Origin of the sequence: Clostridium estertheticum, assembly GCF_026650985.1 — a bacterium.
Lineage (GTDB): Bacteria > Bacillota > Clostridia > Clostridiales > Clostridiaceae > Clostridium_AD > Clostridium_AD estertheticum_C.
Genome location: NZ_CP086239.1, coordinates 1,879,852 through 1,898,335 on the forward strand (window position 1 = coordinate 1,879,852; position 18,484 = coordinate 1,898,335).

20 protein-coding genes are annotated in these 18,484 nt (G+C 29.0%); 7 read left to right on the forward strand and 13 right to left on the reverse strand.

Annotation, left to right across the window (positions count from 1 at the left end; translation table 11 throughout):
- Positions 1-162: 162 nt before the first annotated feature.
- Positions 163-705, forward strand: coding sequence for a PadR family transcriptional regulator (locus tag LL038_RS09090; RefSeq protein WP_216123543.1), 543 nt, complete (start codon positions 163-165; stop codon positions 703-705).
- 209 nt (positions 706-914) lie between these two features.
- Here LL038_RS09090 and LL038_RS09095 read toward each other — a convergent pair whose 3' ends face one another.
- From LL038_RS09095 to LL038_RS09110, 4 genes are all read right to left on the reverse strand, one after another.
- A complete protein-coding gene (locus LL038_RS09095) occupies positions 915-1,736 on the reverse strand; it encodes a class I SAM-dependent methyltransferase (protein WP_216123541.1) in 822 nt (273 codons plus the stop codon).
- Positions 1,737-1,856: 120 nt separating this feature from the next.
- On the reverse strand, positions 1,857-2,489 hold the full coding sequence (locus LL038_RS09100) for a Type 1 glutamine amidotransferase-like domain-containing protein (protein WP_216123539.1): 633 nt from the start codon (positions 2,487-2,489) through the stop codon (positions 1,857-1,859).
- A 508-nt stretch (positions 2,490-2,997) separates the two neighbouring features.
- The gene (locus LL038_RS09105) at positions 2,998-3,597 is read right to left on the reverse strand and encodes an acetylglutamate kinase (RefSeq protein WP_268056034.1); all 600 of its coding nucleotides are present in this window, start codon (positions 3,595-3,597) and stop codon (positions 2,998-3,000) included.
- A gap of 351 nt (positions 3,598-3,948) precedes the next feature.
- A complete protein-coding gene (locus LL038_RS09110) occupies positions 3,949-4,566 on the reverse strand; it encodes a sugar O-acetyltransferase (protein WP_216123536.1) in 618 nt (205 codons plus the stop codon).
- 161 nt (positions 4,567-4,727) lie between these two features.
- Here LL038_RS09110 and LL038_RS09115 point away from each other — a divergent pair, with 161 nt between their 5' ends.
- The 3 genes from LL038_RS09115 (at position 4,728) to LL038_RS09125 (ending at position 6,961) form a co-directional block, all read left to right on the forward strand.
- Complete coding sequence (locus LL038_RS09115; protein WP_216123530.1) at positions 4,728-5,372, forward strand: Vat family streptogramin A O-acetyltransferase; 645 nt, start codon at positions 4,728-4,730, stop codon at positions 5,370-5,372.
- A gap of 111 nt (positions 5,373-5,483) precedes the next feature.
- Complete coding sequence (locus LL038_RS09120; RefSeq protein ID WP_216123528.1) at positions 5,484-5,882, forward strand: GNAT family N-acetyltransferase; 399 nt, start codon at positions 5,484-5,486, stop codon at positions 5,880-5,882.
- Between the two features lie 926 nt (positions 5,883-6,808).
- On the forward strand, positions 6,809-6,961 hold the full coding sequence (locus LL038_RS09125) for a hypothetical protein (RefSeq protein ID WP_216123526.1): 153 nt from the start codon (positions 6,809-6,811) through the stop codon (positions 6,959-6,961).
- Between the two features lie 93 nt (positions 6,962-7,054).
- Here LL038_RS09125 and LL038_RS09130 read toward each other — a convergent pair whose 3' ends face one another.
- The 5 genes from LL038_RS09130 to LL038_RS09150 all read right to left on the reverse strand — a co-directional run bounded on the left by LL038_RS09130 (position 7,055) and on the right by LL038_RS09150 (position 11,661).
- Positions 7,055-7,711: a hypothetical protein gene (locus LL038_RS09130; protein ID WP_216123525.1), complete on the reverse strand. Its 657-nt coding sequence runs from the start codon at positions 7,709-7,711 to the stop codon at positions 7,055-7,057.
- Between the two features lie 226 nt (positions 7,712-7,937).
- Positions 7,938-9,356: a HAMP domain-containing sensor histidine kinase gene (locus LL038_RS09135; RefSeq protein WP_216123524.1), complete on the reverse strand. Its 1,419-nt coding sequence runs from the start codon at positions 9,354-9,356 to the stop codon at positions 7,938-7,940.
- Positions 9,346-10,029, reverse strand: coding sequence for a response regulator transcription factor (locus LL038_RS09140; protein ID WP_216123523.1), 684 nt, complete (start codon positions 10,027-10,029; stop codon positions 9,346-9,348). The genes LL038_RS09135 and LL038_RS09140 overlap by 11 nt, the downstream gene beginning before the upstream one ends.
- A 20-nt stretch (positions 10,030-10,049) precedes the next feature.
- On the reverse strand, positions 10,050-11,234 hold the full coding sequence (locus LL038_RS09145) for a tetratricopeptide repeat protein (RefSeq protein WP_216123522.1): 1,185 nt from the start codon (positions 11,232-11,234) through the stop codon (positions 10,050-10,052).
- A gap of 163 nt (positions 11,235-11,397) precedes the next feature.
- Positions 11,398-11,661 (reverse strand): hypothetical protein, encoded by a 264-nt coding sequence (locus LL038_RS09150; protein WP_216123520.1) that lies wholly within the window; start codon positions 11,659-11,661, stop codon positions 11,398-11,400.
- Between the two features lie 647 nt (positions 11,662-12,308).
- On the opposite strand from LL038_RS09150, the gene abc-f reads away from it, so the two are divergent.
- Positions 12,309-14,231, forward strand: a complete 1,923-nt coding sequence (abc-f, locus tag LL038_RS09155; RefSeq protein ID WP_216123518.1) for a ribosomal protection-like ABC-F family protein — start codon at positions 12,309-12,311, stop codon at positions 14,229-14,231.
- 255 nt (positions 14,232-14,486) lie between these two features.
- Here the strand turns inward: abc-f and LL038_RS09160 are convergent, their stop codons facing one another.
- From LL038_RS09160 to LL038_RS09170, 3 genes are all read right to left on the reverse strand, one after another.
- Positions 14,487-14,840 (reverse strand): GyrI-like domain-containing protein, encoded by a 354-nt coding sequence (locus tag LL038_RS09160; protein ID WP_268056035.1) that lies wholly within the window; start codon positions 14,838-14,840, stop codon positions 14,487-14,489.
- Positions 14,818-15,051 (reverse strand): hypothetical protein, encoded by a 234-nt coding sequence (locus LL038_RS09165; RefSeq protein WP_216123514.1) that lies wholly within the window; start codon positions 15,049-15,051, stop codon positions 14,818-14,820. Before LL038_RS09165 ends, LL038_RS09160 begins: the two co-directional genes overlap by 23 nt.
- A 362-nt stretch (positions 15,052-15,413) precedes the next feature.
- Positions 15,414-15,614: a hypothetical protein gene (locus LL038_RS09170; RefSeq protein ID WP_216123512.1), complete on the reverse strand. Its 201-nt coding sequence runs from the start codon at positions 15,612-15,614 to the stop codon at positions 15,414-15,416.
- Between the two features lie 140 nt (positions 15,615-15,754).
- On the opposite strand from LL038_RS09170, the gene LL038_RS09175 reads away from it, so the two are divergent.
- Both LL038_RS09175 and LL038_RS09180 read left to right on the forward strand, forming a co-directional pair.
- Positions 15,755-16,282, forward strand: a complete 528-nt coding sequence (locus tag LL038_RS09175) for a PadR family transcriptional regulator (protein WP_216123510.1) — start codon at positions 15,755-15,757, stop codon at positions 16,280-16,282.
- 120 nt (positions 16,283-16,402) lie between these two features.
- Positions 16,403-18,058 carry an MFS transporter gene (locus LL038_RS09180; protein ID WP_216123509.1) on the forward strand — a complete coding sequence of 552 codons (1,656 nt, stop codon included), beginning with the start codon at positions 16,403-16,405 and terminating at the stop codon, positions 18,056-18,058.
- Between the two features lie 66 nt (positions 18,059-18,124).
- On the opposite strand, the gene LL038_RS25650 is transcribed toward LL038_RS09180, so the two are convergent.
- On the reverse strand, positions 18,125-18,415 hold the full coding sequence (locus LL038_RS25650; protein ID WP_216123631.1) for a hypothetical protein: 291 nt from the start codon (positions 18,413-18,415) through the stop codon (positions 18,125-18,127).
- Between the last annotated feature and the right edge of the window lie 69 nt (positions 18,416-18,484).

Consider the following 18,484-nt stretch of genomic DNA (forward strand, 5'->3'; position numbering starts at 1 on the left):
TTGTTAATATTATCACAATGTGCTAATCATGTCAACAAAGTTATATAACATAATATATATAAATATTTATATATATTATGTTATATAATCATAGTAATCAACTTGAATTGTAATTTACAAAAACCATGTTATAATAAATAGGTAAAAGAAAGAGGTGTGTTAATGAGAACCCTTAAATATGCAATTTTAGGATTAATAAATAGAAAACCTATAACTGGTTATGACATAGGAAAAGAATTTAATTTTCAATTAGCTGAATTTTGGAGTGCAAAACTCAGTCAGATATATCCAGAATTAAAAAAATTAGTCGAGGAAAAACTTATAGTTTATGATATCGAAATTAGTGGGGACGTATTAGAAAAAAAAATTTATGATATCACAGAAAAAGGTAAAAATGAATTTTTAAAATGGTTGAAAAAGGATGTCCCTATGGAACAAACCCCCAAAAATATTTTTAGGCTTAGAATGTATTTTTCAAGTAATTTAGATGTAAACACTAGAATCGATTTATTGGAACATCAATTACTTAAACATAATGAGAGACTTACCTTTTTATACGAGCAAAAGGAACCCTACGATAGCGTTCCACCTCTTAATAGTGATGTTTTTGGAGATTATCTGGTTCTAGACGGAGCTATTATACGAGAAGAATCTACTATTAAATGGTTGAAAAATTGTATTAATTATTGTAAAAATGGTATTTAAATATAAGTAAATAAGCAATATCCTCAATGTGAATGCAACTCACTTGCTACATTCACAATATTAATACAAGTAACCCCACATTAAATTATGCAGGGTTACTTGTTACGAAATATGATAAAACCACTAATCAAAAAAACTATTTATAATGCTAATGTTATATATTTCCATATCGTTGTGGATTTTCTTCGGAACACGATCAATTATAATGTTTATTTTCTTGATACAATCATAAAATGAGGACTCATTCCTATAATTTCATCTTCATTCTCTGTAAGCCTAACAATGTTTAATAATCTTTCCCTGCTGTTCTTATCTTTCCATTTTTCATTTAAACAAGGTGTAAACCAAATCACTCCTTCTATTGCATATTTTTGAATTGTTTTAAACCCTACTGCTTCAACCTCTTTTTGTAATCCTAATGCAGTATGGAAGTATGCCTGTGCAATAAAATATGGATATTCTTTTGGTCGTATATGAATACCTGATGATAATTCATTTTCAATCATATTGTTATATATCTTATCATCTAAAAAGTTATTATCTTTTCCGTAAGTTGACAGTTCCCAGGTTGTAGAACTGAATTTTGATATTCCTACTGAAAATAAAAGACCATCCTTCTTTAAAACCCTTTTAGCTTCATTCAAAACTTGTAACCGGTCATCTCTATTTTGAAGATGATACAACGGGCCCATAAGCAAAACAATATCTGCACTTTCATCAGCTCTATTAATATTTCTTGCGTCACAAACTTCTGCAATGAAAGTATTATCTTTGCTTTGATTTCTAATTGCATATTCAACTGCGGATGGTGCTAGTTCTAAAAGATGTACTTCATTATTCATTTCTGAAAGCCAAGAAGAATAAATCCCAATACCTCCACCAATATCATAAATTTTATTATTAGTGTTAGTAATAAATTTCTTTAATATCTCTTTTGTTCTATATAATTCAACTACTCCAAGTCCTCTTTCTAATCTGCTTTTTTCAGCACCAGCATTATAAAATTCAAACACTTCATCTATATTTTCCATAGTAATGATAAACTTATCATTAATAGCTTTTTCATTAACTTCACCCCTTGTATAATTCTATAATGTTTGTGTCATGATTTTCCTCAACTCCGACTTACACTAAATATATTAAGATTACTTTTAGATTTTTATTACATTACCAATAAATTTAATATCGTCACCATCAATAACTATTCCATCGCCATCATTACATGCATATATTGTTGTTTTCTTTACTTTTGAATAATCTTTTAATAAATCTAAATACTTAACACTTTCATCATCACTCCAATGAGGCATAAACTGAAAGTCTACAATACCTAATGAACTTCTATCCTCTATACCTACAATATCTTCATCTCCGAATTGTGCCATGTCAATAGTTTTACTTAATATAATACTTCCTGCACTAATGCCGATTAATATTCCTCCTTGTTCCACATACAATTGTAATGATTTAACAAGATTTCTTTTTTTTAATAAGTATAGAAAATAAAATGTGTTCCCACCAGAAAGATGTATAGCATCACTTTGAAATATATCGTTAATCTTTGTTTCATCATATTCTTTATCTAAATCAAAATATTGTATGTTACTAATCCCCAATTCATTATAATATTGAACTTTAGGATTAAAATACTTTCTTGTTAAATCTGAACATGATGGAATATATCCTATTGATGGATTTTTTTTATTTAGTAATCGTAGAAGTTCATAATCTATTTTTCGGTTTTCTTTTATAATTTGGTCACTATACAGCACTATTTTTCTCAATTTAATACCCCTATTCTATATAAATATATTTCGCCATGTTTTACGAACACACTGCATTTTTGTATTTTATAATTTTTCCAATAAATTTCCTTTGAATTTAACTGTAACTATCACTCCATGCATCTTGCATTACTACTATTTATTAATAGCTTACTAATAGAAACAGTATTTCTTCCATTTCAAAGAAGAAACAAGACGCTTTTGCGTGCTGCCTTGCAGCTCATATTGTATATAATTATACCATAATTACCATAATTTAAATATATTAAACCCCATATCATTAGATATGGGGTTATTGTGACTAAAGTAATTTTTTCATGTATATTTAACAATTTCTAAAAGAGACCTTATGCAAGTATAATTTAATATTTGTGACTTTACATTGATTCCAAACGTCGTAATCCCTAAATTGTGACCAAGTTCAACATCACACATGGAATCTCCAGCAAGAAATGATTTGCTTAATTCTATATTGGGATATTTCTTAATAGGCATAAATTTTTATAAATTAGTATAGAAATTGTTTAACAATGCCCTCTGCCATAACATCAGCCATCTTTAGAGCTTGCTTTTCAATTTCATCGTATTCTGTGATGCTTTCTTCGTAATTATTGGTAAGTATATTAACTGCTTCAGATTTAGTCATTCTCAAATGTTCATATAGCATTGCCTTCCAATTTTCTTGAGACCAATAAGGGTTTATTCTACTAAGGAAAACTGCAATTTCATCTGCATTTGCGTACCATCTTTTCTCAGCATCTGCTGAGCCTTTACTATCGCCAGCCTTAGCTGCTTTAACAAGTTGCGCAGCTATGACAAGATGGCTTTTAAATAAGTCACTAAATTGAGAAGCAATTTCGTAACCATAGAAAACTTCTAATACCCTTTCAAAATCTATAGGGTTTCGAAGAAGTCGGTTGGTAACAAAATCTACGTCCGGTAAATCTTTTATTATACTTATTAGGGTCATCCTCGTCCAGGCAACATGTTGTTCCCACAGACTACGCATGACATTTCTTAAATCCATCTCTTTTTCACTAATTCCTGTATGTGCAGTGTTGTACCTTTGAGCTAACAACCAAGATGTATCATATGGGCATAAATACACTATTATCACCACTTTCTAATTTTTATATTATAGTATGGTAATGTTAACCAAAAGTTCCTTCTATTATTTTAAAGGTACCCCAGAATAATTTTATTTAGCAAGAAAATAGTGTGAAAATAATTCACATATTCTTTACATAAATATTAGACACTAATATCACAATCACTTGTTATTATAAATATATAGTAATTAACAAGTAATTTGTTTTTTAATTAGAGCCCCCCTTTAATTAAATATAAATCGAATAATAAAATAGCCTATAAAGTAGACAATTTAAATTGTCTACTTTATAGGCTATATTACTTTACTTAGCTTTTATAATACCTTCAAAGTAAGGAGTAACACGTTACATTACATTAATTCTACAAAGTGGAATTTGTCTTGCTCAGCTGATAAGTCAATTATGTCCTCTTCTGAAATCTCTCGCAATACTCTGCAAGGATTACCTACTGCAATTACCCCTGCTGGAATATCTTTATTTACCACACTTCCCGCTCCAATAATGCTACCTTTTCCGATAGTAACTCCACCACATACAGTAACATTGCCACCAATCCATACATCATCTTCTATTATAATAGGTTTGGAAGTTCCAATTCCTTCTGCCCTTTGCCTTGGAAGAACTGCATGTCCTGAACACGCTAAACAAACCCCAGGAGCTATAAATGCATTTGCACCGATATAGACTGGCGATGTATCCAGTATCACACAATTATAGTTAATCACAGTAAGTCCATGGGTATGTATATTGAAACCATAATCACAATGAAATGATGGTTCAATAAATGTTAGAGGATGTGAAGTCCCAAGTAATTCTTTTAAAATGCTACTTCTTTTTTCTCCCTCAGATGGTCCAGTCTGATTATATTTCCAACATAATTCTTTCGCCTTTTGTTGTAATTCTGATGGCATATCTGTGTTCTTTGAAGAATATCCTTTATTTTGTTTCATAATTTCTTTAAAATCCATTATTTTATTCCTTTCAAATTTTACTATTTGTTTAATATACTATATAATACCATGATTTTTAAAATAAAGCATTTTTACAACTAATAAAAAATGGCATATAGCCTAAATATATGGTAATATATAGCTTAATTCAACAAGATTTATACAGGAGGTAAAATTGTATGAATAAAATTGGACCCAATCCAAATAGTATTTATCCGAATGAAAACATAAAACAAGTTTGTTATATTAAAAATGTTATTAAAAATCCAAATATTCAAGTTGGTGATTACACTTACTATGATGATGTAAATGGTGCAGAAGAATTTGAAAAACACGTTACACATCATTATGATTTTCTAGGTGATAAACTGATTATAGGAAAGTTCTGTGCAATTGCTCATGGCATTGAATTTGTAATGAATGGTGCTAATCATCAAATGTGTTCTGTAACAACATATCCTTTTTATATTATGGGAAACGGCTGGGAAAAAACTACACCAATTTTTGATGACCTACCAATAAAAGTAAAAGGAGACACCATTATTGGTAATGATGTTTGGATAGGCCAAAATGTAGTTGTAATGCCTGGCATACATATTGGTAACGGTGCAATTATTGCTGCTAATTCTGTTGTTACAAAAAACGTTCCTGATTACCATATAGTTGGTGGAAACCCTGCTAAAATCATAAGAAAACGCTTTGATGATAATTTAATCCAATATCTGTTAGCCTTAAAATGGTGGAATTGGTCAGCAGAAAAAATATTTAATAATCTTGAAATTCTTTGCAGTTCAGATATTGAAAAGATAAAAAATATAGAGTAATCCCTTAAAATAATACAGATCCCAGACAGGTAAAACTAATTATATTATATAGAGAATAAATTATTTATGTAGCAGCGGTAAAAAATTACGTATTATCTTGGAGGAAAATTTATGAATCATATTGTACTCATTGATAAATTACCAGATACAACTCAATATATTGAATTAAGGAAAGAGGTTGGTTGGGGAGCATTAGATATAGAAGTCACCAGAAAAGGGATAAGCAATTCATGTTATTGTTTATGTGTTGAATGTGAAGGCTCCCTCGTTGGATTTGGAAGAGTTGTAGGAGATGGAGCAACAGTTTTTTATGTTCATGATATAATGGTATCACCAAAATTTCAGAAACAAAAAATTGGTATTAGAATTATGGAAAAAATAATGGACTATATCAGAATGAATTGCTTAGATGAAGCATTTGTTGGTCTAATAGCAAAAGGTGACCTTTATAATTTTTATAAAAAATTCGGATTTATATATAATGAGAATAATCATTTTTATCGTTTATAAATTTAGAAGTTTTGGTACGTAACATTCATATATTGCATCATAAATGAATACACCATTTTCCATTAACCATTACATTTATATATTGACTATGTTTAATAATAGTGTTGATAATATGCTGATTTTTAAGGGAGCCCATTTTGGATCCCCTTGATTCACAATTTATAACTATTTTGTAGGATTATATTAAGGTTATTTGAATTCTATATTTAAGTTTTTTATATGTTTTCTTCATAAACTTTCTTTATATACGTATATCTTTTTTCGAAATTAAACCATTTTAATACACTTGATACTATAAAGATTAATACAATTAATGCAGAAAATCTAATTGAAATTGTATGAGCTTCTGTATTCATTGGATATCTTATTAAATAAATACTATTAATTAGAATAATGAATAGTATTAAAGGTACTGTATTCCTTATTTCATATGCAATAATACCTTTTTCGTGAATTGGCTTCCATTTTATAAAGAAATTATCATTACTTAATTTTTTTATTTGTTTCACCTCTTTCAATATTTATTATTAATGTATCCTTATTCAATTATACAAGATAGTTATGAAATTATTCAAATATTTAACATAGTTATATATAAATTGCTTCTCTGTTAAATGCTTATCAAGAAAGAATCAATCAGAAGGTGGACTTTGTATTCCTCAGCCATTTCTTTTAAAATGCAGTGTGTTTGTTATGAAATTGTGTGGCAAATGGTCGTTTTCCAAAACTTTTAACAAATGGGCCCTAAATATACTTCCTAAACGCATGCAGTATCCTAAAGAGATTTCGGAGTTGTATATGAGAGATATTACATCTGTAAAACTGAAAATCTAATTCGGATTCTTGATACCTATTATCAATACAAAATGAAAGAAAGTTTAAGAGACAATCAGGCAGATACCATTTACTGGTATGGTGGTAAGGAAATGAAATGTATTAAACAATCCGCAAAGTTATTCCAGTCTTATACTAAAAAGTGTAAAGTAGTTGAATTGAAAGGTTATTATCATTCAGAAATAAGTGATTATCATCCAGAAGAATGGGTGAAAAAAGCAGAAAAATTTTTTAACCATCATTAATTTCGAAATAAAGCGTTTTAACAACCACAGTATAGAACTACTATCCATACTGTGGCTTGTATAACAATATTTAATCAATCTAATTTAATCTATCTAATTTAATCTATCTAATTCAAAAAAATATCCACCACTAAATAGTAAAAGTGTATTAGCATCTTTTACATAAAAACGACTGCCAATATCACTTAATCCATCTACAACAACCTGCTTAAGAGGAAAACTTGCAATATTTAATTTGCTAAAATTAACACGATAACCGCTTTCAAAATCTGATTTAGAAATACTTGATTTTTTATAAACTGGATTTGTACATATATTAGTTCCATAACTAGCTTTTACTTCTGAATAAGTAACTTTTTTTCCAACTATATTTTTTATATCCTCACTACCATAAGCAGTTACAGAAGAACCTACTGGATTACTCTTAATTATCCACTCACCATAAAAACTTTCCTTAACTACTGTTTTGTTTTTAGATTCTTTTGAAGCTGTTGTTTTATTACTTGTTTTATTATTTTGGCTAGTTGTTGATTGTTTCTCAGTTGTTGATTGTTTCTCAGTTGTTGCCTGTTTCTCAGCTATTACTTGTTTCTCAGCTGTTGCCTGTTTCTCAACTGTCGCTTGTTTCTCAACTGTTGCTTGCTTATCAGCTGTTGCTTGCTTATCAGCTGTTACCTGTTTATTCGAACATCCATACATGCTAACACTTATAATTGAAATTATTATAAATAGTGTTCCTTTTTTAATCATAAATAACTCTCCTTTATATATCCGATGGTCGATGGTTAAATTACATAACCATTGATTAACTATCTTTTTAGCGGGTATATTTTTATGCTTTCTTTTTTTCTATATGCATATTTAGTTATTTTATACATAAAAAGCCTTCTTTACATAGGATACATTTTTTTTATATCTATGTCAATCTAAAGCTAAATTTGGAAACTCTATTATAATATTTCATAACCGATTTACCTTAATTGGTGCTAATAAAAGCACCTTTTATTTTGGGCAACTTTACTTCTACTTTAGTTCCATTTCCATAATCACTACTAACCACTAGATCTCCTTTATGCAAGTTTATTATTTCATTTGATATTGCAAGGCCCAATCCACTTCCTGATTTTTTAGAGTTTCCTTTGTAAAACTTTTTGGTAATGCTTTTTAAATCTTCTTCACTTATACCTATACCATTATCGCTTATGGTTATTGTTAGACTTTCCTTTTCCTCAACCTGGCATATACAAACTGTTCCCCCTCTACTGGAAAACTTTAAAGCATTATCTAATATATTAATAAAAACTTGTTTTAGTCTGTTTTTGTCACCGTCAATAAATACAGTTTCTTCAGTATTATAAATTAACATAATTCCACTTTTCTGTGCTCTTGGCTGAAACTCTATAATTATATTTTTTAAAATTTCGCTTATATCAATTTTATCTATGTGAAGAGTAATTCTGCCAGCTTGAAATTTTGACAAGTCTAAAAGATCCTCTACCATCAATGATAGTCTTTCGCTTTCTTCAACTATAATATTAAGTGCTTCCGCTTTTTTAACCTCATCTGTAAATTCCTTTCTTTTTAATGTTAATGCCCAGCCTTTTATAGATGTTAATGGTGTCCTAAGTTCATGTGATATTGATGATATAAATTCATTCTTCAATTTTTCATTTTTTAATATTTCCTCAGATAGATAGTTTAAGGTATCAGCCATTATACCTACTTCGTCATTATATTTTTTATCTATTCTTATTGAAAATTTTCCTTTAGCCATTTCATTAGCTGCATTTGTTACAGTTTTTAAGGGTTCTATAATCGTTTCAGACATAATTATACTTAGTTTTGCTGTGGCTAAAATAACAATAACTCCTATTAATGCGAGTACAAAATATATTCTTATAAGAAATTTATTTACCTTTGCCATTGATGTTATAAGCCGTATAACTCCAACCGTTCTACCATTTGATATTAAACTTTTTGAAACTACCATTATACTTTCTTTATATGTGCCTTTAAAAATTGCTATTTCTCCATTTAGTGCTTCATCAATATCTGGTGATTGTATTTTTATTCCAGATGAAACGCCCTTATTATCGTTAATTACTATTCCATTTGTATTCACAATCTGAATCTGTGAGTTTGTTAAATAAGAAAAATTATCTATTATGTCATTAGATGCCTTTAAAATGTCTGTATCAGCAAGGTACTTCTTGTAAAAATCACTTGATATCTCCGCTTGATTTTTTAGTGTATTTTCAATAGTATTGTTATAATATTTTTTTATACTAATCATAAGAATACCCTCAAATACAAGTACAATCAAAATTATAAGTATTAAGTAACTTACTGTAAGCCTTGTCTTAATACTCCTCACACGTATCTGCTCATTTTCCAAACCTATACCCCACTCCCCAAACCGTTTTTATATAAATAGGCTTCGATGGATTATCTTCTATTTTTTCTCTTATTCTCCTTACATGGACATCAACAGTCTTTATTTCACCAAAGAAATCCTCTCCCCAAGCTAAATCTAGGAGTTTTTCCCTTGAAAGTGCTCTATTTATATTTCCCATCAATACCTCTATAAGACAAAACTCTCTGAAAGTGAATTCTATCTCCAATTCATTTCTATAAATTTTTTTTGATATTTTATCAAGTTTTAATTGGTCGTATATAAGAATATCCGAATTAATGTCATTTCTTTTTATTTTTCTTAAATTAGCATTTATCCTCGAAATAAGTTCCATAGGATTAAATGGCTTAACCATGTAATCGTCCGCCCCAATATCAAGCCCTGTTATTTTGTCCATATCTTGTCCTTTTGCCGTTAGCATTATTATACAGCAATCATAACCCTTTTCTCTTAACCTTTTACATACCTCATAACCATCAATATTAGGTAACATTATATCAAGAATTACTACATCAGGTTTTTCAGCTTCATATTTAATTAACCCATCTTCACCTGAGGATGCTTCCATAACTTTAAACTTACTTAATGATAAATTTAAAGTTATAAAATCTCTAATATGTTTTTCATCCTCAACAACAAGAACCTTTTCATTCATTTACCACCACACCCCAATAATTATTTTATTTTCTGTAGTTTCTCTGCATTGTCTTTTACAATGCTATCTTCAAAATAACCCTTATTCTCAAGGGTTTTAATTATTGCCAGATATTTTTGATAATATTGCATTCCTTTATCAACTTGTTTTAAGTTATAATATGACTTCGCAGTTTCTAAATAAATATCAGCTAAAACTTTTTCATCATTCATATAACTAAAATCATTTTTATCATCTTTAGCCTTCGTGTTTTTTTCTAGTTTATTGATCTGCTTTACCGCTGAATCCTCTGAAACAGTCTTTGATTCATCATATTTTTTAAGCCCATTTAAAGATTGTGCCTTTAATAAATAAAACTCTGTATCCGAAAATGCGCCAAACGTTTTATTTTTATCATTATTAACATCAATACCTTTCTGTATAGATATAAGAGCATCATTATACATATTTGCTTTCACTTGTGAATCGGCTAAAAAGTACCACTGTGATACATCGAGGCTATTTTCTTTTATTATACCTTTATAATATTTAACTACGTTTTTGAAGTATTCTTTATATAAATCTTTAGCATAGGTAACTTTTTTGCCATCAAATCTAATTAGGTCGATTACATAAGTATTATCTGGAGCATATAATTTCCATCCTGCAAATACAAATTCCTTTTTATCAGTTTCTAAGGAGGTCTTTACTACCTCCATCTTATTCCACGTGCCTAAGTCAACTTTTTTAATATTATCATTATCAACTGTAAATAAGTTATATGCTACTCCTGCATGGGTTGAGATTAGATTTCCAAATAATAAAGCTTTTTTACCATTAATAACTAGAAATTCACTATTTACTATTTTACTTCCTTCACCTTTGTACTCATATATTTTATTCCATTTACCATCTTTTTCTTTAATTACTACAAATCCCTTTTCAAAAGATTCTGGGAGATCAAAGAATGCTATAATCTCATCTTTTTTATCATTATCAACATCCACACTAACAACAGGATTTCCAGTAGATATCTTTGATATAGCCACTAGCTTTGATTTGTCTGGTACTAACTGTTTTGCTATTGAGTTTATATCATCCTTTTTAAGCTGTGAGTCTAAAAGTTTAGGCGGTTGTATTAATTCACCCGGACTTGATACAGTACAACCTCCCATAAACATTAAAGACATTACTAAAGAAAACATTAATATAGACCTTTTATTCATAACAAACACCCCTTTATATATATCTTGAACAATTGTTTTTTCCTGTCTAGATTTTCATTATAACCTTTATTTGTAATTAAATAGTTACATAGAAATAAAATAAATGGGAATGTTATATATCATTTTGTGTACTAATGAAGTTAGACATAATCCGAATATATTTTCATTTATATATTACTATTTGTTTGTTAATAATGATTCTATGGCTTAATGTTTTAAACATAAGTCCCATAGCCTCAGCATTACCTTTAAACGTATAGGTCTTCTCTAAAAATTTTATTCCCTTATTATCTATAATTTTTGATTTTGATTCAAGTTCCGTTGCCTGCCTACCACCTATAAATAAAGCAGTGTCAAATATGATATCCTCTTGTCCAATAAATGTTACAACAGTATTGGCACCTTCTTTTTTAACTTCTTTAACCAAAAGCTCTTCTGTATCCTGTACTACCCTCTCATTCTTTGTTGATTTATTTACATTAATCTTTTTATAAATAATTTTTTAGCATTATAAAGAGTTCATATTATTTTTTTAGTTATAATACGAATATACCATAAATTGAACTTATTTACATTAGATACAAAACATGATATAATAAGAAAAATGTTGAAAGGGGATAGTAAATTATGATACCATCTAATTGTTAATATTAATCTAAAATTAATATGTGTTTTATAACGAGTTTTAATTTACCTAATTATATTTAGGTTTTATTGTTATGCTCTTTATGGAATGAGGCATTTAGAAGGCAACTTATTTTACTGAAATTCAACATTATAATTTATAGTATTTCGAGAAACTATATTGAAATATTAATCTAGAGTTTTTGAAAAATTCAGGTGGTAGATATATAAGCAGAATTAAATTGCTTAATTAACGATCATAAATTTTTTAATTCTATCTGATTTTAATAAATTATAGTAGTAATAGAGTATTTCAGACTGTAAGAAGAGGCAATCTTCTTACGGTCTTTTTATTTTTAAAATTACATTAGAAAATCTTAGTGAATAAAAGCTTTTTCGCCCTAACCATAAAATGCGTAACATATATTTTGGATGAAAGAAGGGACTTTTATGTTTGAATTATCGTTAAATGGAGTAAAAAAATATATGGATGCGACTCTTGTTGTTAAAAATATAAGCTTTCAAGTTTATTCAGGAGAGAAAGTCGGTATAGTAGGTTTAAATGGAAGTGGAAAGAGCACTATCCTTAAATTAATAGCAGGAATAGAACCTATGAATTACTATCCAGGTTACCCGCAAGCCACAAGCTATGGATATGATGAAGGGCTTATTAACCTGCCAAGAGAAGCCACAATTGCTTACCTTGAACAAATACCGGATTATCATGAGAGTTTAAAGGTTATTGATATTTTAAACTTAGCTTTTGAGGAAATTCATAAAATAGAGAACAAAATGCGTAAACTAGAAGAGGATATGAAATTTTTAGAAGATACTTCCTTGGAAAAAGCATTGAGACAGTACAGTGAAATGGTTCAATTATATGAAGTTAAAGGAGGATACCTTGTAGATGAAAAATTAAGTAAGATTTGCACGGGTCTAAAGCTTAATGATAGCTTTTTAAACAAAGATTTTAGTTTATTAAGTGGTGGTGAAAAAACTACGGTAATGCTTGGGAAGATCTTGATTGATAATCCGGATATATTATTACTGGATGAACCTACAAATCATTTGGACATGGATTCAATTGAATGGCTTGAAAGTTATCTTATGTCCTATAAAGGCATTGTAATTATCGTATCTCATGATAGATATTTCCTTAATAATGTAGTTACAAAAATTGTAGAAGTAGAGGATATGGAATCTATAACCTACAAGGGTAACTATTCTTCATTTGTTAAACAAAAAGAAGAGAATATGCGGATTCAATATGAACATTTTAGAGAACAACAAAAGAAGATAGATACCATGGAAAAGACCGTAAAGAATTTGAGAGATTGGGCTATGAGGGCTGATAATAATAAATTCTTTAGACGAGCTACAAGTATACAAATAAAGCTTAGTAAAATAGATAAAATAGTGAAACCAAATTTTGAAAAACAGAATATGAAACTAAATTTAAAAGGTGCACATCGTTCAGGGAATGAGACAATCAAAGCTATAGGGTTGTCTAAAAGTTTTGAAGATAAAGTCATTTTTAAGGATGCAGATTTAATGATTAATTTCGGTGAAAGAGTGGCTATAATAGGCCCAAATGGTAGCGGCAAAACCACCTTTTTAAAGCTACTTTTAGGTGAAGAGTTTCCAGATGACGGAGTGGTGGAATTAGGTGCCAATGTAATGGTGGCATATTTACCACAGAATATTACTTTTGTAAATGAGGAACTCACTGTGCTGGATTGTTTCAGAGAAGATATTTCTTTTCCAGAGGGAAAAGCACGGGAATACCTTTCAAAGTTCATGTTTTATGGTAGCAGTGTATTTAAGAAAGTAAAGCACTTATCCGGAGGAGAGAGGATAAGGCTTAAGCTTGGCAGACTGTTATATGAAGATGTAAATTTATTGATACTGGATGAGCCCACTAATCATCTTGATATTGATTCAATAGAAACCTTTGAGCAGGCTCTTGAAGAGTTTAAAGGTACTATATGCTTCGTCTCTCACGACAGATATTTTATCAATAAAATTGGTGAAAGAGTCATTGATATTGATAAAAATGATTTTAAAAGTTATCCTGGCAACTATGATTACTATAAGAATGTAAAAGATGATCATATCTCTCAAGTGCTTAAACAACCGGTGGCAAAAATGGAAAAAGTTAAGAAATCAAAATATATTGATGAAAGTAAAAAAAAGGAATCAGAAAATGCAAAAGCTCTAATCAATATCGAAAATCTTGAAAATGAAATAAGAGAAATTGATTTAGCTATGTTGGACTCAAAATCACATTATGAGAAACTTAATAAACTTTACTCTAGGAAAGAGGAGTTAAGTAAAGAGCTGGACGCAGTTATGGAATTGTGGTTACATTTATAAATGAACTAATGTTATTGTTAAAAAGTAATGAGAATAAAGGCAATACTTTACTTTTTTATGGAATGAATAAATTTTATGTGAGAAGTAAATATTTTCTTTTCCTTATACTTATGTTACATTCAAAATATTAACACAAGTAACCCTACATCTAATTATGTAGGGTTACTTGTAACGATATATATATAATATTCATTAATTCAACCACACATTTTTCGCATTTTATCCAGTCAAACAAAATTGGAATTTATGCAGCTGTTAAAAATTCTGTTGTTTTTTCTTTACTGGAATCCAGATTTCACTTTCATAATCAGAAGAACTACAATCTCCGTTTGAGTACCACTCAATATTCATTCCAGTTATAATCTCATAATCCGGATTACCAGGCAACCATTCTTTAAAGATTTGGGTATTCACAGACTGCAATGACCCTGGCAACGGACCTGTACATTTGAACTTTGCCCATTTCGATGCAGGAATTTCAAATATTTTCATTCCTTCTAGTACACTACCGCCATTATATGTTCCTCCAATCATATAAAGAAACTCTTGTTGCTTAGAACTATAGTAAAAGTTTGTGTATTGTATATTAACTACTTTTTCTAGTAGCAAAGCTTATTATACTTGTTAGTATCAGCGCTGTTATAAAGTCAATGATGATACTAGAGAAAAAACCACTTAAAAAGTAAGCACTGAATTTTTGCCAAATTGTTGCACCTGCTATCCAGTCTATTGCCACAAACATACCATTCTTAACATATCCAATAACAAAGAATGCAATAACAAATATAATTATGAAAATAACATTTGTATTTTTTCTCATTATTCCTCCTAAATACATAAAATCTTAAAATTCAATTTTATTATTTTTTAAATCTGTGCTTGAATTATGGTTTTTATTGTCATTTAACTGTCTCTTTTTTGCTTATATTAATTTAGAATACATTAATAATAATGCAATTATAACATATATTGTATTTCATTAAAGCATTATTTTTGTGAAATGGCTACATAATGTTCTGGCTAAAATCATACATTCTTTTTATATCCAATTTACGGTAAATATGGTATAATCAAATAAATATTTTGTGTCTCAACCGTAATCAAGGTCGCAGTAATTGAATAGGTGTATTTTAATTATGATTCCTAATTGAGTGTATATTTGCTTATTGTTTTTTGTATGTTTTAACTGGGTTGAATTTTTAGATTTGAATTAATTACTTTAAATTGGTTACTTATTAATTCTTTATCATTATTTGAATAACCCTTTAAACTCAATCTTCTCTTTTTGTTATTCCTAAGTGTAATTTCTATTAAATTTTCAGATGTAAGCATCAATTCAGTAATATTTTTAATTTGTTGTAAATCTATTGTATAATATCTCATGAAAAACCACTTTTTAATAGTTATATGATTGTTATATAATTGATTTGAAATTATTATAATAAATTTGTCAAATTCTATATTGACAAATATATCATACATTACTATACTTTATAGTAATGTAATGAATGGTGGTGATTAAAGTGTCTTCAATAAATTTAATAATACTTGGCTATTTGCATAACAAAGAGAAAAGTGCCTATGAAATGGTTAAAGAATTTGATATCTGGAATCTTACTAAGTGGCTAAAAATCAGTGACCCCTCAATTTATAAAAATATAATTAAATTATGCGATAATGGATATTTAAATTCAAGAACTGTTAAAGAAGGTGAAATGCCCGAAAAAACATTATATTCACTGAATGAAAAAGGAAATTCATATTTCAATGAACTAATGGAAGAAAGTTCAAAACATATAGGAAATTTTTATTTAGATTTTAATGCATTTTTAGCTAATATAGAGAATATACCAAAAGAAAAAAGAAAAGAATACCTTGAAAACTTTAAAAACAAGGCAGAAGAACGTAGATCGTTTGTGGAGTCAATTAATAATAACGCAAAACATCAAAATGAAAAATCTGGTTCTGAATTGCTTATATTAGATCTATATAACGAATTTTATAACATTTTACAAAAATGGTCTGAAAAAGTTTTTGATCATTATAATTAATAATTTGATGTCTCTAATAAATCCTTATATTAAGAGACATTTTTTTACCCAACTACTATAATGTATAGTAGTTTATTATATACTGATATATATTACATTATTATTTAGGAGGTTTGTCTTATGAACAAAAAATATCAAATCATTTCTTTTGTAGCCATTATTTTGGGGTTTTTTATGGCATTATTAGATACAACTGTAGTAAATATCACTTTGCCTAAAATGACCGAATACTTTAATACTACTATGGCTCATATTTCTTGGGTAGTAAATGCCTATAATCTAGCCTTTGCAGCTATTATACTAACTGCTTCGAGACTTTCAGATCAATTTGGCAGAAAAAAACTGTTTATTACAGGAGTATTTTTATTTACCATCTCTTCACTACTAGCGGGTATTTCAAATTCCCTTGGAGTACTTATATTTTTTAGAGCACTTCAAGGGTTATCCGCAGCTTTTGTTGTGCCTGTTGCAATGCCTCTTTCTGCTGAAATATTTCCACCAGAAAAAAGAGGAACTATTATGGCTCTTTGGGGAGCTTTTGCCGGTCTTGCTGCTGCAAGTGGACCAACGCTTGGTGGTATATTAACTACATGTTTTAATTGGAGATATATTTTTTTTATTAATGTCCCTATAGGTTGTATTTGTATAATACTAACTATGAAATTCATAAAGGAATCTTATGATCCAACTGCAAGTAAAAATATAGACTTTGGTGGAATTTTGACAATCTCCACTGCTATGTTTTGCTTAACTTTCGCATTAATAAAGGCTAATGAAAAAGGCTGGACTTCACTCTTTATACTTTCCCTCTTTGCCGCTTTTGCTATATCCCTTATACTATTTGTCATTATCGAACTAAAAGTTAAGGATCCGATGCTCCCACTTAGTTTATTTAAATCCGTACAATTTACAAACGGCTCAATTTCTCTATTCCTACTCGGACTTGGTATGATGTCTGGTTCCTATTTGCTAGCTTTTTTCCTAATTCAGGTTAAAGGATTAAATCAACTGTCAGCAGGACTTATTATTTCAACTATGTCCTTAAGTTCAATGTTTTTTTCAATATTAGCTGCTATTTTGACAAAAAAATTAGGTAGCAGATTTCTTAGTGCATTTGGTATTTTTTTGCTGTGTGCCTCATGCTACTTAAATAGTTCTCTTACTCAAAATTCTTCAAATACAGATATTATTTTAAGATTAATTGTTGCTGGTGCTGGTACGGGTCTTAGTATGGCAACACTAATAGGTTCTATAATTGCTAACGTTCCTGTAGATAAAATAGGAATAGCTTCTGGAATAAGTAACATGACAAGAACACTTGGAACTGTACTTGGAGTTGCCTTATTTTTAACTATATTTACATCAAATATGACTACCCAGATATCTGATGCTAAAGACTCTGCTGTGCAAACAATAAAGAATGACACTGTATTTGATAATAAAACCAAGCTGCAGATGATTTCTTCTATCAAAGCAGGCAGTGATAAAAGCGTTAGTCTTTCAGAAATATTAAACACAATTGATAAAAAAGAAACTGCTGTACTAGCTTCTTCTCCAGCGATGGCTGAAAATAAAATCAAAGAAAGTTTTGAATCTCAAAAGAAAGAAACAAAAAAAATAGTACCTACTATTCAAGATACCTTTTTGACCTATACTGTTAAAGCTTTTAGTTTTACATTTAAAATGAGCGCTGTAATTCTTTTACCAGGTATACTTTTTGCATTATTCAGTGACAAAAAGAGATATCCTAATATAAAAAATAAGCAGGTTGTTTAAAACACAAACAATGCTTCGAGGATAGTACTAAGGCATTATTTCAAGAAAATAAAAGAACAATAAAAGTTATTTAACAAAGTATAATACTCCCCCTTCCCCCCCAGTGGCAACAGGTCCTACTGCATTGCAGTAGGACCTGTTTTTGTTATGTACTAATATAAAATCAGTTTCCCCAACATATGGTGAAGCAAAGCTATTTTGCCCTTGCACAACATTTAGACTATTATCTACACTTATATTTTCTAGAAGACAATCAATGTTAGCTGGAATATTACAAACTAACCAGTGTATCCAAGTGAAATCACAAAGTGGAATAGCCTCATGATCTAAAAAAGTAAAAACTTTTTTTAGAATTATTTACTCAATTTATTAAAAATGAGCAAAATTAACATGGCAAGGTGAAAATTATCAAGATATATAAACTAT

What these genes read in the sequence shown, in the direction of transcription:
- LL038_RS09090 (WP_216123543.1), top strand. Translation starts at nt 163, where the DNA reads ATGAGAACCCTTAAATATGCAATTTTAGGATTAATAAATAGAAAACCT.
- LL038_RS09095 (WP_216123541.1), bottom strand. Translation starts at nt 1,736, where the DNA reads ATGGAAAATATAGATGAAGTGTTTGAATTTTATAATGCTGGTGCTGAA.
- LL038_RS09110 (WP_216123536.1), bottom strand. Translation starts at nt 4,566, where the DNA reads ATGGATTTTAAAGAAATTATGAAACAAAATAAAGGATATTCTTCAAAG.
- LL038_RS09115 (WP_216123530.1), top strand. Translation starts at nt 4,728, where the DNA reads ATGAATAAAATTGGACCCAATCCAAATAGTATTTATCCGAATGAAAAC.
- LL038_RS09120 (WP_216123528.1), top strand. Translation starts at nt 5,484, where the DNA reads ATGAATCATATTGTACTCATTGATAAATTACCAGATACAACTCAATAT.
- LL038_RS09125 (WP_216123526.1), top strand. Translation starts at nt 6,809, where the DNA reads ATGAAATGTATTAAACAATCCGCAAAGTTATTCCAGTCTTATACTAAA.
- LL038_RS09130 (WP_216123525.1), bottom strand. Translation starts at nt 7,711, where the DNA reads ATGATTAAAAAAGGAACACTATTTATAATAATTTCAATTATAAGTGTT.
- LL038_RS09140 (WP_216123523.1), bottom strand. Translation starts at nt 10,029, where the DNA reads ATGAATGAAAAGGTTCTTGTTGTTGAGGATGAAAAACATATTAGAGAT.
- LL038_RS09145 (WP_216123522.1), bottom strand. Translation starts at nt 11,234, where the DNA reads ATGAATAAAAGGTCTATATTAATGTTTTCTTTAGTAATGTCTTTAATG.
- abc-f (WP_216123518.1), top strand. Translation starts at nt 12,309, where the DNA reads ATGTTTGAATTATCGTTAAATGGAGTAAAAAAATATATGGATGCGACT.
- LL038_RS09165 (WP_216123514.1), bottom strand. Translation starts at nt 15,051, where the DNA reads ATGAGAAAAAATACAAATGTTATTTTCATAATTATATTTGTTATTGCA.
- LL038_RS09170 (WP_216123512.1), bottom strand. Translation starts at nt 15,614, where the DNA reads ATGAGATATTATACAATAGATTTACAACAAATTAAAAATATTACTGAA.
- LL038_RS09180 (WP_216123509.1), top strand. Translation starts at nt 16,403, where the DNA reads ATGAACAAAAAATATCAAATCATTTCTTTTGTAGCCATTATTTTGGGG.